Origin of the sequence: Curtobacterium pusillum, from assembly GCF_013359865.1 — a bacterium.
Lineage (GTDB): Bacteria > Actinomycetota > Actinomycetes > Actinomycetales > Microbacteriaceae > Curtobacterium > Curtobacterium pusillum.
The window spans coordinates 31,896-45,278 of record NZ_JABMCE010000086.1 but is presented as its reverse complement, the minus strand read 5'-3'; the positions used below and the strand labels follow the sequence as shown (position 1 = coordinate 45,278).

13 protein-coding genes are annotated in these 13,383 nt (G+C 72.9%); 9 read left to right on the top strand and 4 right to left on the bottom strand.

From position 1 onward, the window contains the following. The first annotated feature begins 126 nt into the window (after positions 1–126). The 8 genes from HP507_RS18055 (at position 127) to HP507_RS16410 (ending at position 9,184) form a co-directional block, all read left to right on the top strand. Positions 127–948 (top strand): hypothetical protein, encoded by an 822-nt coding sequence (locus HP507_RS18055; protein ID WP_175352886.1) that lies wholly within the window; start codon positions 127–129, stop codon positions 946–948. After that, entirely contained in the window at positions 945–1,184 is a 240-nt protein-coding gene (locus HP507_RS16440; protein ID WP_175352885.1) for a hypothetical protein, read from the top strand. Before HP507_RS18055 ends, HP507_RS16440 begins: the two co-directional genes overlap by 4 nt. A gap of 49 nt (positions 1,185–1,233) precedes the next feature. Continuing rightward, positions 1,234–2,919: a bifunctional 3'-5' exonuclease/DNA polymerase gene (locus HP507_RS16435; RefSeq protein ID WP_175352884.1), complete on the top strand. Its 1,686-nt coding sequence runs from the start codon at positions 1,234–1,236 to the stop codon at positions 2,917–2,919. Positions 2,920–2,995: 76 nt separating this feature from the next. Then, positions 2,996–3,793, top strand: coding sequence for a phosphatase PAP2 family protein (locus HP507_RS16430; RefSeq protein ID WP_175352883.1), 798 nt, complete (start codon positions 2,996–2,998; stop codon positions 3,791–3,793). 127 nt (positions 3,794–3,920) lie between these two features. Then, on the top strand, positions 3,921–5,474 hold the full coding sequence (locus HP507_RS16425; RefSeq protein WP_175352882.1) for a serine/threonine-protein kinase: 1,554 nt from the start codon (positions 3,921–3,923) through the stop codon (positions 5,472–5,474). A 45-nt stretch (positions 5,475–5,519) separates the two neighbouring features. Next, complete coding sequence (locus HP507_RS16420) at positions 5,520–8,651, top strand: GH92 family glycosyl hydrolase (RefSeq protein WP_271207359.1); 3,132 nt, start codon at positions 5,520–5,522, stop codon at positions 8,649–8,651. 34 nt (positions 8,652–8,685) lie between these two features. After that, on the top strand, positions 8,686–8,916 hold the full coding sequence (locus tag HP507_RS16415; RefSeq protein WP_175352881.1) for a hypothetical protein: 231 nt from the start codon (positions 8,686–8,688) through the stop codon (positions 8,914–8,916). Positions 8,917–8,980: 64 nt separating this feature from the next. After that, the gene (locus HP507_RS16410) at positions 8,981–9,184 is read left to right on the top strand and encodes a hypothetical protein (RefSeq protein WP_175352880.1); all 204 of its coding nucleotides are present in this window, start codon (positions 8,981–8,983) and stop codon (positions 9,182–9,184) included. A 361-nt stretch (positions 9,185–9,545) separates the two neighbouring features. On the opposite strand, the gene HP507_RS16405 is transcribed toward HP507_RS16410, so the two are convergent. From HP507_RS16405 to HP507_RS16390, 4 genes are all read right to left on the bottom strand, one after another. Beyond that, on the bottom strand, positions 9,546–10,091 hold the full coding sequence (locus tag HP507_RS16405; protein WP_175352879.1) for a GNAT family N-acetyltransferase: 546 nt from the start codon (positions 10,089–10,091) through the stop codon (positions 9,546–9,548). Positions 10,092–10,113: 22 nt separating this feature from the next. Then, on the bottom strand, positions 10,114–11,040 hold the full coding sequence (locus HP507_RS16400; RefSeq protein ID WP_175352878.1) for an aldo/keto reductase: 927 nt from the start codon (positions 11,038–11,040) through the stop codon (positions 10,114–10,116). 64 nt (positions 11,041–11,104) lie between these two features. Then, positions 11,105–11,731, bottom strand: coding sequence for a CG0192-related protein (locus HP507_RS16395; protein ID WP_175352877.1), 627 nt, complete (start codon positions 11,729–11,731; stop codon positions 11,105–11,107). Between the two features lie 19 nt (positions 11,732–11,750). Then, on the bottom strand, positions 11,751–12,506 hold the full coding sequence (locus HP507_RS16390; RefSeq protein WP_175352876.1) for an SDR family NAD(P)-dependent oxidoreductase: 756 nt from the start codon (positions 12,504–12,506) through the stop codon (positions 11,751–11,753). A 32-nt stretch (positions 12,507–12,538) separates the two neighbouring features. Between HP507_RS16390 and HP507_RS16385 the strand changes: the two genes are divergently transcribed. Beyond that, a complete protein-coding gene (locus tag HP507_RS16385; protein WP_175352875.1) occupies positions 12,539–13,351 on the top strand; it encodes a putative RNA methyltransferase in 813 nt (270 codons plus the stop codon). The last annotated feature ends 32 nt before the right edge of the window (positions 13,352–13,383 follow it).

The window sequence follows — 13,383 nt, the reverse complement described above, 5'->3', positions numbered from 1 at the left end:
GCCTGTTGGCGATGGCGCCCGTCCTCATCATGTTCATCGTGCTGCAGCGTCGCGTGATCGACGGCCTGGCCTCGTCCGGCCTCAAGTGACGGCGACGAGCGCGTGACGGAGGGGAGTCCCGGACGGGTGGCCATCCTCACCGGGGCGATCGGCACCGTGCCGGACCCGGGCGGGGTCGCTGCGGCGGTGGAGGCGAGCGTCGCCCACCTGCCGACCGCGGAACGGGACGCAGCGATCGTGAGCGCCCTCCGAGCCGCGCGCCCGGCGACCGAGACGTGGCTCCGCGGCCACGGCGCGAGCGCCGAGCAGGCACGCGACAGCGTCGCGGACGTGGACCGCAAGCTCGATCGGTACGGCCTGCGGGGCACCGGGCTCGACTGGTTCTGCGCCGTGCTCACTGCCCGGGTGGTGGCCGTGGGCCGGCTGCAGTTCGAGATCGGCGTCAGCACGGCGGACGGTGGCCCGGCCTGGGGCGTGCACGTGCCCGAGGCAGGACCTCTCCACGCCGACGCCTGCGACCGATCGTTCGCCGAGGCCCCGGGGGTGCTGCGCGCCGTCGCCCCGGGGCACGCGGCCGAGCAGTGGCACTGTCGCTCGTGGATCCTCGATCCCGGGCTGCCGGACGTGCTCGGCCCGGACGCCAACCTGGTGCGGTTCGCCCGGCGCTTCCGCCTCGAGCCGCCGGGACCCGACGACGCCACCGAGGGGGACGACAGCGTCGCCAAGTTCGTCTTCGGCGGCGCACTGCCGAACGCGGAACCCCCGGGAGCCCGGGCACGGGCGGCACGGGCCGCACAGGGCAGCGTGCCACGCGGCCGCCTCGCCGAAGCCGTGCTCGCACGGTGGGACGCCCGCGGCCACTGGACCGTCCGCACGGGCACCGCCCCCGTCCAGGACGTGGCACGGAAGCTGAGCACCAGGAATCCGGGGGTACGTTCGCACTCATGACGAAGCCCGACCGCGACCACCTCGACGACGGTGTCGACATGTCCTTCGAAGAACGCCGGCAGGACACGTTCCGTCGCATGTCCGGCTCGGACGAGCACGACGCTGATCCGCGGGTGGAGGTGTCCCGGGCCGACGACGGCGACGTCCGTATCGACGTCGCCGACACCGCCGCCGTCCGCCCCGGCGACCCGGAGGGCACCGACCCGCGCGAGGACCCCAGCGAGCACCAGGACTGACCCTCGCGGGCGGTGACCGACTGACGGTGGCACAGGGCATGATCGTTCCGTGCACCTCGTCCTCCGCCGCGTCGACGGCGGCGTCCTCGCGACGCCCCTCACCGACGCGGGGACCGCGCAGGGTGAGCCGATCCGGGTGGACGAGCCGCGCCTCCCGGCCTTCATCGCGTCGCGGGACGCTCCAGACGTGCGCTGGGTGTGGGACGACACCGCACGCTGGTACCCGGCGGTGCTCGCGGCCGGCGGCCGGGTCGGACGCTGCACCGATCTCCGGCTCTGCCGCCGCATCCTGCGATCGGCCCTGTCGGCGCGCGGTTCCGCCCTCGCTGCGGCTCCCGTCGACGGCTGGGACACGGTGGTCCAGGAGGCGCGGGTCGCCCGCCCGACGCACGCTCGGCTCTTCGACGACGCCCTGTTCGACGTGTCGCCTCCCGACGACGAGTCGGACCCGGTCGCGGAACTCCGCGCGCAGCTCGACGCCGTCTCCGGGTCGGATGCGCCGGGTGCGCTGCGACTGCTGCTCACCGCGGAGTCGGCGGGAGCGCTGGTGGCCGCGGAGATGTTCCACGCCGGCCTCCCGTGGCGTGCGGACGTGCACGAGCGGCTGCTCGAGGACGCGCTCGGACCACGCGTGCCCTACGGCGTGCGGCCACGACGCCTCGAGGAGATCGCCGCGGTGGTGCGGGAGCGGCTCGGAGATCCGTCGCTCAACCCGGACTCACCGGCCGACGTCCTGAAGTCCCTGCGGCGGGCGGGACTCATGGTGACGAGTACCCGGAAGTGGGAGCTGCAGGAGATCGAGCACCCGGTCATCGAGCCGCTGCTCGAGTACAAGCGGCTGGCCCGGCTGCTGACGGCGAACGGGTGGACGTGGCTCGACGAGTGGGTGCAGGACGGTCGGTTCCACCCCAAGTACCTCGTCGGCGGTGTCGTCACGGGGCGGTGGGCGGCCGACGGCGGCGGGGCGATGCAGCTGCCGAAGTTGGTGCGGCCCGCGGTGGTCGCGGACGAGGGATGGAAGCTCGTCGTGGCCGACGCCGCACAGCTCGAGCCGCGGGTGCTCGCGGCGATGTCGGGCGACCGGGCGATGGCGGCCGCGGGGGACGGGCGCGACCTGTACGACGGCGTCGTGGCCTCGGGCGCGGTCGAGACCCGGCAGCAGGCGAAGGGCGCGATGCTCGGCGCGATGTACGGGGCGACCCAGGGTGAGGGCGGACGACTGGTGCCGCGGCTCGCTCGGGCGTACCCGGACGCCCTCGGTCTCGTCGAGCGGGCGGCGCGGGCGGGAGAACGCGGCGAGCCCGTGACGACCCTGCTCGGCCGGACTTCGCCGGTGCCCGAGGCATCGTGGTTCGAGGCCCGCAACCAGGCGTACGCGGTCGAGGGGACGCCGGCGATGCAGCGTGCGGTGGAGTCGAGGGCCCGGAGCTGGGGACGGTTCACGCGGAACTTCATCGTGCAGGGCACCGCGGCCGAGTGGGCGCTCGCGTGGATGGGGTCGCTGCGCTCGCGACTCGCCGAGCGGTTCCCCGGACCCGTGACGGAGGGTCCGCACCTGGTGTTCTTCGTGCACGACGAGATCGTCGTGCACGCCCCGGCCGAGCACGCGGAGTGGGTCGCCGAGCAGGTCCGCGCTGCTGCTGCCGACGCGGGGCGACTGCTGTTCCGGGACTTCCCGGTGGTGTTCCCGCTGTCGGTCGCGATCGTCGACGACTACGGCGCAGCGAAGGACTGAGCGCGGCCCACGCGGGGCGCGAACAGCCGCGGCCGCAGGGTGGGCGCGCACATGCGTCCTCGGGCAGGGTGGTCCGATGCAGTCCGATCACCGTGGGACTCCCGACGAGCGTGTCGGCGACGTCGACCTCACGACCTGGCGGACGCGCGCCGGAGGGGCAGCGGCTGACGGCTGGGCGGCCCTCGGCCGCCGCTGGGGTGCGCTACCGCTCCTCGTCGTCACCCTCGTGATCGGCATCGGCGTGGCGGTCACCGCGACCTGGGCCGCCTCGGAGGTCTACGACGCCGTGCGCGAGGCCGACGACGTCGCCGTGCTCGACCGCCCGGTGCTCGACTGGATGCTCACGCTGCGCTCGCCAACGGCCGACACCCTCGTCACGTGGTGGACCGACGTTGCCGGCACGATCGGGATGCCGATCGTCGCGCTGGGGTTCCTCGTCGGGTTCACGATCCAGCGGCGCGCGTGGACGCCCCTCGTCCTCCTGGTCGGGGCGAGCGGCGGGTCGCTGCTCATGACCGTGGCGGGCAAGGACCTCATCGGGCGTGCACGTCCGCCGCTCTCCGACGCGGTGCCGCCGTACGAGCACTCGCCGTCGTTCCCGTCCGGGCACACCCTCAACGCGACGGTGATCGTGGGGATGATCGTGTACCTCCTGCTGCTCCGGCAGTCGCGCCTCGTGACACGGGTGTGGACGATCGTCGCCGGGACCGTGTTCGTGGTGTCCGTCGGTATCTCCCGCGTGTTCCTCGGGCACCACTGGTTGACGGACGTGCTGGCGGCGTGGGCGCTCGGGCTGGCGTGGCTCGCCCTCGTCATCACGGCACACCGCCTCTACTTGACGGCGTTGCACCGCGGTGCTCGGCCCGTCAGATGACGGGGCGCGTGAGGTCGGCGCGCGAAGGAGCACGAGAAGAGCCCCCACAGCAAGGCGACGGCGATCGTGACCCTCGCGGCCGCCCTGTTCCGCCAGCACCGTCAGGTGTCCCCGGTAGGTTTCCGGCATGGAAGAACGGGTCTTCGGCGGTCGGTACCGCGTCACGGGCACGCTCGGGCACGGCGGCATGGCCTCCGTGTACCGCGCGGTCGATGAGCAGCTCGGTCGCGAGGTCGCCGTCAAGGTGTTCCGGATCGGGCCGGTCGACCACGGGGAGCGGGCCCGTGCAGAGGCCGAGATCCAGACCCTCGCGGCGCTCCGGAGCCCGTCGCTCGTGACCCTGTACGACGCTGCGCTCGACGATGTCGACGGTGACTCGTACCTGGTGATGGAGCTCGTGCCGGGCAGTGACCTGGCGACCCGGCTGCGTGAGGGGCCACTCGACCCCGCCACGACGGCGCGCGTCGGTGCACAGGTCGCGGACGGCCTCGCTGCGGTGCATGCGCAGGGCATCGTCCACCGCGACGTGAAGCCCGCGAACGTGCTCCTGGAGAGCGACGGCACGCACGTGAAGCTCGCGGACTTCGGGATCGCCCTGCTGCGCGATGCCGCGCGGGTCACCGGCACGGGCACGGTGATCGGCACCGCCGCGTACCTCGCCCCGGAGCAGGTCCTCGGGCAGGGGACCACCGGCAAGGCGGACGTGTACGCCCTCGGGCTCGTGCTGCTCGAGTGCCTGACGGGTCGGCAGCCGTTCCCGGGCAGCGCGGTCGAGTCCGCCACGGCCCGCCTCACCCGTGCGCCGGAGATCGACCAGCACCTGCCGACGGCGTGGCGCACGCTCGTGCACGTGATGACCGCGCAGGACCCCGCGGAACGCCCGACGGCCGAGGAAGCCGCCCGACGTCTCCGTGCGCTGGGCCACGACGACGTCGCGCCGCCCACGCAGCTGCTGCCGGGAGGCCCGGGTACCGTCACGCCGGCCGCCGCGGCCGCAGGGGCCGCGGGTGCGGCCGCAGCAGTCGGCGCTGCCGGAGCCGCCGACGCGGACGACGCGACGCAGCCGATGCCGGTGGGTCGCGCCTCCAGTCCGGACGATGCGACCCGCGTCCTGAACGCGCAGCAGGCGGGCGGTTCCGAGGACGCGGCGACCACCGTGCTCGGCGCCCGGACCGGTGCCGGGGACGGGTCGAACGGCGGGGGGACGCCGGCGGCGGTGGCCGTACCGCCGGCGCAGGCGCCCGACGAGCCACGGAAGCGCCGGCGTGGCCCGGTCATCGCGGCGGTGGTCGTCATCGTCCTCGTCCTCCTCGGTATCGCGGCCGCGCTCGTCGCGCTGAACGGCGGCGACGGGACACCGGCCGCGACCGAGTCGAGCGAGCCGTCGTCGTCGACGTCGACGACGAGTGACCAGCAGCAGCAGCCGTCCGAGCCCGAGCAGCAGCCGTCAGAACCGGAGCAGCAGCCGTCAGAGCCGGAGCAGGAGCCGTCCGAGCCGGAGCAGCAGCCGTCCGAGCCCGAGCAGGAGCCGAGCAGCCCGGCCGACGACCCGTCCGTGGGCCCGCAGCCGTCGAGCCCGGCATCGAACCCGGTGGAGAACCCGCAGGAGGACACCAGTACGGCGGTCGACACCAGCGCCCCCGGCAATTCGGGGAGCGCGCCGGGACAGAACAAGGGCTGACACGCCGGAGTTTCGTCCAGACGCTGGACCAAATAGGGTTGCAGTGTGCGAGAGCTGCAACGGAGCGGTGGCCCGACGACGGCCGTCGCAGCGCAGGACCATGTCGGATTCGGGTCGCCGGAGGGGTACCTCGTCGAACGGGGAGCGGGGGAGACCACCATCACCGCGGCCGTGCCCGGCTTCACGGGCCGGACGATCGAGCCCGGCCAGGAGCTGTCCTGGGTCTGGTTCCCGGAGCGCACCCTGCCGGAAGGCGCATCCGAACCCACCGAGGCCGACCTGCCGCACTTCTGGGACGCCACGGCGTTCACGCTCGACGTCGTCTTCACCGACGGCTCCCGCCTGAGCCACGACGGATGCGACCAGTACGGTGACGCGCTGACGCCCGAGGCGCAGGACGCGGCCCGCAAGCAGTGGGTGGACCAGTGGAACCGCCGTGCCGTGGACCTCACGCCGTTCGCCGGCCGCGTCGTCGACCGTCTGGAGGCGCGGCTCGGTTCCGCCACGCATCCGTCGGATGGCGTCGGGGAGCGCCCGGCACTCCGCGGCTGGCTCGACGCCGTCAGCATCGAGACCGCCCGCCCGACCCCGGCGACGCCCCTCGACCACGTCCGCACGACCCGCGGCACGCAGGCGTCCGCCCGGTTCTCCCGCGGGAACAACGCCCCGCTGGTGGCGCTTCCGCACGGCGGGGTGTTCGGCCTGCCGATGACCGACGCGTCGAGCAACCGGTGGCCGTACGCCTACCAGGAGCACGACCGCCTCGACGATGAGGGACGACTCCGTCCGGCGATCCAGGCGTTCGCGACGAGTCACATCCCGTCGCCCTGGATGGGCGACCGCGGGGTGTTCCAGGTCATGCCGTCCCCGCTCGAGACGCCGGACCCGGACCGTGCAGCCCGGGCGCTCGGGTTCGACCACGACCACGAGCTGGACGGCCCGCACCGCTACCGGGTCGACCTCGACAGCGGCGTCACGGCGGAGATGACCGCGGGGGAGTTCGCTCTCGGCCTCCGGTTCACCGGCGTCCGCAGCGTCGTGCTCGACCACCACGGCCGGGTCCGTTCCGCCTCGGTCACGATCGACGACGGCGTCGCCGTGGTCGAGGTGGAGCTCGACGACCGCCCGGGGACCCCGCCCCACTTCGTCCACGTCCGGATCACCGGCGCGACCGCGGACCACACGTCCTTCGCCGACGGACTCCTGCGCGGCTGGATCGCGGTCGACGGGCTCGAGGTCGACGTCCTGCTCGGCATCTCGACGGTGTCGTTCGAGGACGCCCGCGCCGACCTCGACGCCGCCGGACCGTTCGACGCCATGCGCGCCCGGGCCGAGGAGCAGTGGACGGCGAAGCTCGCAACGCTCTCGTTCGAGGGCGCCGCCCCAGACCAGCTGACCACGCTGTACTCGGGGCTGTACCGACTGTTCCTCTACCCGAACCGGGCCGGCGAGACCGCGCTGACCGGGACGCCGAGGCACCGGTCCCCGTACGGGTCCGTGCAGGCCGAGCCGATCCGCGACGAACCCGGACCGGAGATCGTCGAGGGCCCGTTCACCACCACGAACGGGTTCTGGGACACCTACCGCACCGCCTGGCCGCTCCTCGCGCTCCTCACCCCGGACACGGCGGGCGAGCTCGCGCAGGGCTTCGTCGAGCACCACCACGACGGCGGGTGGACGCCGCGGTGGAGTGCTCCCGGCGCCGAGGACTGCATGACCGGCACCACGAGCGACACCGTGTTCGCGGACCTCGCGGTGAAGGGCGTCACCGGGTTCGACCTGGCGGAGGCGTACCGGAGCGCGCTGCGCAACGCGACCGTCCCGCCGCGGGACGAGCGTGTCGGGCGGAAGGGGAGCCTCCCGGGCGCCTTCCGCGGCCACGTCGACACGGCGACCCACGAGGGGATGAGCTGGACCCTCGACGCGGCGATCAACGACTGGGGTGTCGCCGTCATGGCGGACCTGCTCGCCTCACGCAGTGGGACGGCCGCCGACCGGGAACGGTACGCAGCCGAGGCCGAGTGGTTCGCCCGCCGGTCACTGCAGTACCGGCACGTGTTCGACTCCGAACGCGGGTTCTTCATCGGACGCGACCCGGACGGCTCGTGGCGCGTCGGCACCGAGTTCGACCCGCGTGACTGGGGCGACGACTACACCGAGACGAACGCGTGGGGCACCGCGTTCACCGCCCCGCACGACGGCGCCGGCGTCGTCGACCTGCACGGCGGACCCGCCCGGTTCGACGCCGCGCTCGACGCGTTCTTCGCGACCCCGGAGACCGGCGCGACCGTGCACTCCGGGTCGTACGGCTTCGCCATCCACGAGATGACCGAGGCCCGCGACGTCCGGATGGGCATGCTCGGCCTGTCGAACCAGCCCGCGCACCACATCCCGTTCTTCCCGATGTTCACCGGTCGGCACGACGACGCGCACCGGATCGTTCGCGAATGCCTCGAGCGGTTGTTCGTCGGGTCGGACCTCGGTCAGGGCTACCCCGGCGACGAGGACAACGGCGAGATGAGCGCCTGGTACGTGTTCGCGACCATCGGCCTGTACCCGCTGGCACCGTCGACGGGCTCCTACGTGCTCGTGCCGCCGTCGGTCCGCCGGACCGTGCTGCAGCAGCCAGGAGGCGCGCCCACGGTCATCGAGGTCGCCGACGGTTCCGCCGGTGCGTACGTCGCGTCGGTGACGGTCGACGGCTCGCCCTGGCAGTCGATCAGCATGCCCCACTCCGTGGTGGTGTCGGCATCGCGCATCGAGTTCACCCTGACGGACACGCCGCAGGGATGGGCCGCCGACACCCGCCCGGTGTCCGCGTCCGAGGTGCACGGGTACCGCGACAGCCCGGTCGACCTGCTGCCCGTCGGTCCGTCCCCGCTCAGCGACGACACCGGTCGGACCGTCACGGCACTCGCCGCGGGCACCTCGGTGTCGTTCGAGGTCGCGCCGGTCCCCACGTCGTTGTACACCGTCACCGTGGAGTCGCCGGGCACCTACTCGTGGGACGTCGCGCTCGGCGACACCCGCGTCGCCGTGCAGGACGCCGTGTTCGACTGGGGCGGGCAGACCCGCGTGTTCCACCTGCAGGCCACCGGGAGCGCGTTCTCGTTCACCGCGGTGTCCGACCTCGCGCTGACCCAGCTGGAGCTCATCGCGGCGGACGGACAGCGTTGACCCGCCGTTCACCCTGCCGGAGCATGCTCGATCCATGTCGATGAGCACACCGTTCGATCCCGAACAGCCCGGCCGCTCCGTCCCCGTGGACGGTTCCGACGAGGACGAACTGCAGGTCGAGGAGGACCGCGGCGCCGACGTCGGCGAGGACTCCGCCGACCCGAGCGTCTCGCCGGTCCGCCACGACGACGAGGACGAGGCCGGCGGGGGCCCGGTGTTCCGGCGGCCGCAAGCGGGCGACCGACTCCACCCGGACGACCTCTGACCGCATCGCGCGTTCCGTGCGCCCTCTTGGCTGATTGCCATGCAGGGCGGGCATGCTCGTGCGCATGTCGATTGCGAACTCGTTCGATCCGTCGCAGGGCCGTGCGATCCCCGAGGACCAGGTGACCGAGGACGGTCTCGAGCTCGACGCCGAGACCGCGGCCGAGCTCGGCATCACGTTCGACGTCGTCGGTGGTGCCTCTGCTGATCCGGCGCGGGTGTCCCCGGTCGACATCACCGTCCCGAGCGCTCCGGCCTCCGCCGACTGACCCGAACTCTCGCCTGTCGGCCGCCCGGAGACCATCGCGATCCGGGGGCGTACATCCTCGGCGTTCCGCGAGCAGATTGCACTGGACGGAAAGCGACGAGCGGCATCGGGCCGCGGTCGTCGCCGACGACTCGCCCTGGGGCGGCTGATCTCCGAGTTGAGCGCCGCCGGCTCCGATCGCATCGTTCTCGAGTCGCGTGGGCCCGCGGACCGCCATGACCGCGTGCACATCGACGCTCTGCGCGCCCGGAAGATGGTGCACGCAGTGCGGTTCGAACACGTCGCTGGGTCACGCGAGCCGCTCCTGGGGGCCGCAGGTGCCCTGTGACCACTTCCGCTCGCACCTCATGAGGCGACGACGCTCAGCGTGGCACATCGCCGCGCACCGCGGAAGGGCCATGGACGCGGAACTTGAACCCGACGTGGGAGCCGGTGAACCCGAGCCGCTCGTAGAACCTGTGCGCCTCCGTCCGTTCGGCATCGGATGTCAGCTGGACGAGCGGAGTCCCCAGGTCCCGCGCGGCGACGTCCGTGACCCACCGCATGAGGGCGCTCCCGATGCCACCCGAGCGCACGGCGCCGCTCACCCGGACCGCCTCGACGAGCAAGCGTGCTGAACCGCGACGGGCCATCCCGGGGATCCGCGTGAGCTGCAGCGTGCCGATGGCGATGCCGGCCTCGTCGGTCGCGACGAGGAGCGCGTTCGCCGGGTCGTCGACGATCTCGTCGAGGGCCTCCGCGTAGAGCCGGCGGTCATCGGGCGCGGCGACGTCACCCCGTGCGGCGCTGATCGGGTCGTCCGACAGCAGGGTCATGAGGGCGTCGAGGTCGGTGGACGTGGCGTTCCGGAGCGTGACCGAGCCGGATCGGGTGGGGAGCGTGACGGGCAGGGCGAGGTCGTGGAGCACGATCCCACCCTGCCCGATCGGCTCAGGGGACGGTGTGGCCCGCGGCCGTGAAGATGCGGTACCACTCCTCGCGCGAGAGCTCCACGTCGGAGCCGGCGGCCGAGTCCCGGACCCGCTGCGGGTTCGTGGTGCCGAGGACGACCTGGAAGTGCGCCGGGTGCCGGGTGATCCACGCCACGGCGATGCCGGTCGGGGTGACGCCGTGGGCGGCAGCGACCTCGTCGAGGACGTCGTTCAGCTCCGCGTACTGCTCGCGGTCGCCGAGGAAGACGCCGTCGAAGAAGCCCTTCTGGAACGGCGACCAGGCCTGCAGCGTGATGCCGTTCAGGCGCGAGTAGTTGAGGATGTCGTTGTCGCGGTCGATCGACTGGTCGAGGCCGCCCATGTTCGCGGCGACGCCCTGCGCGATGACGTTCGCGTGCGTGATGCTCAGCTGCACCTGGTTGAACGCGAGCGGCTGCTGGACGTGCTTCTTGAGCAGCTCGACCTGGCCGGGGGTGTGGTTCGAGACACCGAAGTGGTGCACCTTCCCGGCGGCGTGCAGCTCGTCGAAGGCCTTCGCGACCTCTTCCGGCTCGACCAGTGCGTCGGGGCGGTGCAGGAGCAGCACGTCGATGTAGTCGGTGCGCAGGGCCTCGAGCGACTCGTCCACCGACGACAGGATGTGCTCGTACGAGAAGTCGAAGAACCCCGGCCGGATACCGACCTTCGTCTGCAGCACGATCTCCGACCGTTCCGACGCGGACAGCGTCACGGCTGCGCCGAACCGCTCCTCGCAGCCGTGCCAGCCGCCGTAGATCGCAGCGTGGTCGAACATCGTCACGCCGGCGTCGCGCGACGCGGCGTAGACCGAGCGGATGTCCTCGTCGCTCATGTCGTTGATCCGCATCAGACCGACGATCACGTCGGAGGCGGTGAGGTCCGTCTGTGGCAACTCCAGTGTCTTCACGCGTCGATCCTGCCACCCGCGCCGACGGACAGGCAGGCCCTGTCCGTACCCGCATGGGACGGACTCAGGAACGCAGCACGACGAGCACGGCGCCCTCGCCGTCGCGCCACGTGCCGGTGAGGGTCTCGCCGGACGGTTGCGCCGTGCCGAGGTCCGCACCGACGACACGCAGCACCGAGAGGGTGCCGTGCCCGGTGTCGACGAGCGAGCGGGTGCCGTCGGACCGTACCGAGACCGACGTGACGGTGGGGGAGTCGGCAGCGGATCCGCTGCCGGACGCCCTGCCCTCAGCCTCCCACGCGCCGGATCCGTCCGCGCGTTCGAGCGCCGCCTCGTGACCCCCGGTGGCGATCGCGCGCCGGACGACATCGGCGTACACCGGGTCGCCGACCGCGTCGTAGACCCAGCGCTGCCCGAGCACGGAGTGGTGCATCTCGGTGACGAGGAACGCCTCGGCGCCGGGCAGGGGAGCGCCGCGGTACGTCAGTGGCGCCTGCAGCACACGCCCGTCGGGGCGTCGCACGAGGATCGTCTCCACCCCGACCTCGCCGGCGGGATCGTCGAAGCGGAACTTCCCGACGACGTCGAGGCGCGCGTCGGTCGTCACCCCGCTCCACGGCTGCGCCGGCAGCCACGCGGCGAGCGCTTCGAGCTTCGACGGCCGGAGGTCTGCGCGGTGGATGATCGCCATACCGCGGACGGTACCCGGGTCAGTGGACCGAGAACCCGCCGTCGACCGCGATGGACTGCCCTGTGACGTAGGCCGCCCCGGGACCGGCGAGGAAGACCGCCGCGGCAGCGAAGTCCGACGCGAAGCCGTTCCTCCCGACGAGCGTCCGCGCTGCCAGCCGTTCGACGGTCGCTGGGTCCGAGCTGAGGCGCTGGTTCAGCGGCGTCGGCACGAAACCGGGCACGAGGACGTTGGAGGTGACCCCCTGCGCGGACCAGGCCTCTGCTTGGGACCGGGCCAGTGCCTCCAGGGCGGCCTTGGAGACCCCGTACGCGCCGCTGGCCGCGAAGGGTCGGTGCGCCTGCTGCGAACTGATGCCGATGATGCGGCCGAACCCGCGTGCGGCCATGCCGGGCGCGAGCCGCTGGCCGAGGACGAACGGTGCGTCGAGGTTCACCGCCATCGTGGCGTCCCACGTGTCCTCGTCGAGGTCGGGCATCGGCGGGCGCAGGTTGATCCCGGCGGAGTTCACGAGCACGTCGACCTCACCGGCGGCATCGGCGAGCGCGTGGGCTCCTGGACGGCTCGACAGGTCCGCGACGATGCCGTGCGCGGTGCCGCCGGCCTCGCGGATGGACGCGACCGTCTCGTCGATCGTCGCCCGGGTCCGAGCCGCGACGAGCACGTGCGCGCCCGCGTCGGCCAGCGAGACGGCGATGGCCCGCCCGATGCCGGAGGTGCCCCCGGTCACGAGTGCTGTGCGGCCGTCGAGTCCGAAGAGGTCCTGCAGCGACATCCGGTCAGGCTACCGACGCCTACGCTGGTCGGGTGCGCGACGACCTGCTGCCCGTGCTCGCCTGCCCCGCGTGCGCCGAGCCGCTCGGACGCGTCGACGGCGGGCAGGTCGGCTGTGCGAACGGCCACCGGTTCGACGAGGCGAAGCAGGGACACCTGACGCTGCTGCCCGCGAAGCGCCGGGCCCTGACCGCAGACACCCCGGAGATGGTCGACGCACGGCTGCGGTTCCTCGGCCGGGGCCACTACGCGCCCGTCGAGCGGGCGCTCGCCGCGGTGGTCGCGGCGGCGGTCGCCCCGGGGATCGTGCTCGACGTCGGTTCCGGACCGGGGACCTACCTCGCCCATGCGCTGCGCGCGGCGGACGGGAGGCGCGGGGTGGCGCTCGACCTGTCGGCCGTCGCGATCCGGCGGGCGGCTCGTGCCCACGAGCGGGCCGGGGCCGTCGTCGGGGACGTGACCGAGCGCCTCCCGGTCGTCGACGGCTCGGCCGCTGTCCTGCTGGACGTGTTCGCGCCCCGCAACCAGACCGAGTACGCCCGCGTGCTGCACCCGGACGGCGTGCTCGCCGTGGTCACCCCACGGACCGGCCACCTGGCAGAGCTGGCCGAGGCGACCATCACGGTCGACCCGGAGAAGGAGCGGCGCCTGCACGACTCCTTGACGCCGGCGTTCGTGCTGCGGTCATCGGAGGATCTCACGTGGACGATGGACCTCTCGGCCGAGGACGTCCACGACGTGGTGCACATGGGGCCGAGCCACCACCACGTCGACCCGGACGTCGTGTTCGAGTCGGCGACCGTCACCGCTGCCGTCACCGTCAGTACCTGGACCCCCGCGCGCTGAGTGCGCGAGGCGCGTTCGGCCCCGCCGCGCCT

Excerpts from the sequence above, each read along its gene's own strand:
- HP507_RS16430 (WP_175352883.1), top strand. The coding sequence starts at position 2,996 with ATGCAGTCCGATCACCGTGGGACTCCCGACGAGCGTGTCGGCGACGTC.
- HP507_RS16425 (WP_175352882.1), top strand. The coding sequence starts at position 3,921 with ATGGAAGAACGGGTCTTCGGCGGTCGGTACCGCGTCACGGGCACGCTC.
- HP507_RS16410 (WP_175352880.1), top strand. The coding sequence starts at position 8,981 with ATGTCGATTGCGAACTCGTTCGATCCGTCGCAGGGCCGTGCGATCCCC.
- HP507_RS16390 (WP_175352876.1), bottom strand. The coding sequence starts at position 12,506 with ATGTCGCTGCAGGACCTCTTCGGACTCGACGGCCGCACAGCACTCGTG.
- HP507_RS16415 (WP_175352881.1), top strand. The coding sequence starts at position 8,686 with ATGTCGATGAGCACACCGTTCGATCCCGAACAGCCCGGCCGCTCCGTC.
- HP507_RS16440 (WP_175352885.1), top strand. The coding sequence starts at position 945 with ATGACGAAGCCCGACCGCGACCACCTCGACGACGGTGTCGACATGTCC.
- HP507_RS16395 (WP_175352877.1), bottom strand. The coding sequence starts at position 11,731 with ATGGCGATCATCCACCGCGCAGACCTCCGGCCGTCGAAGCTCGAAGCG.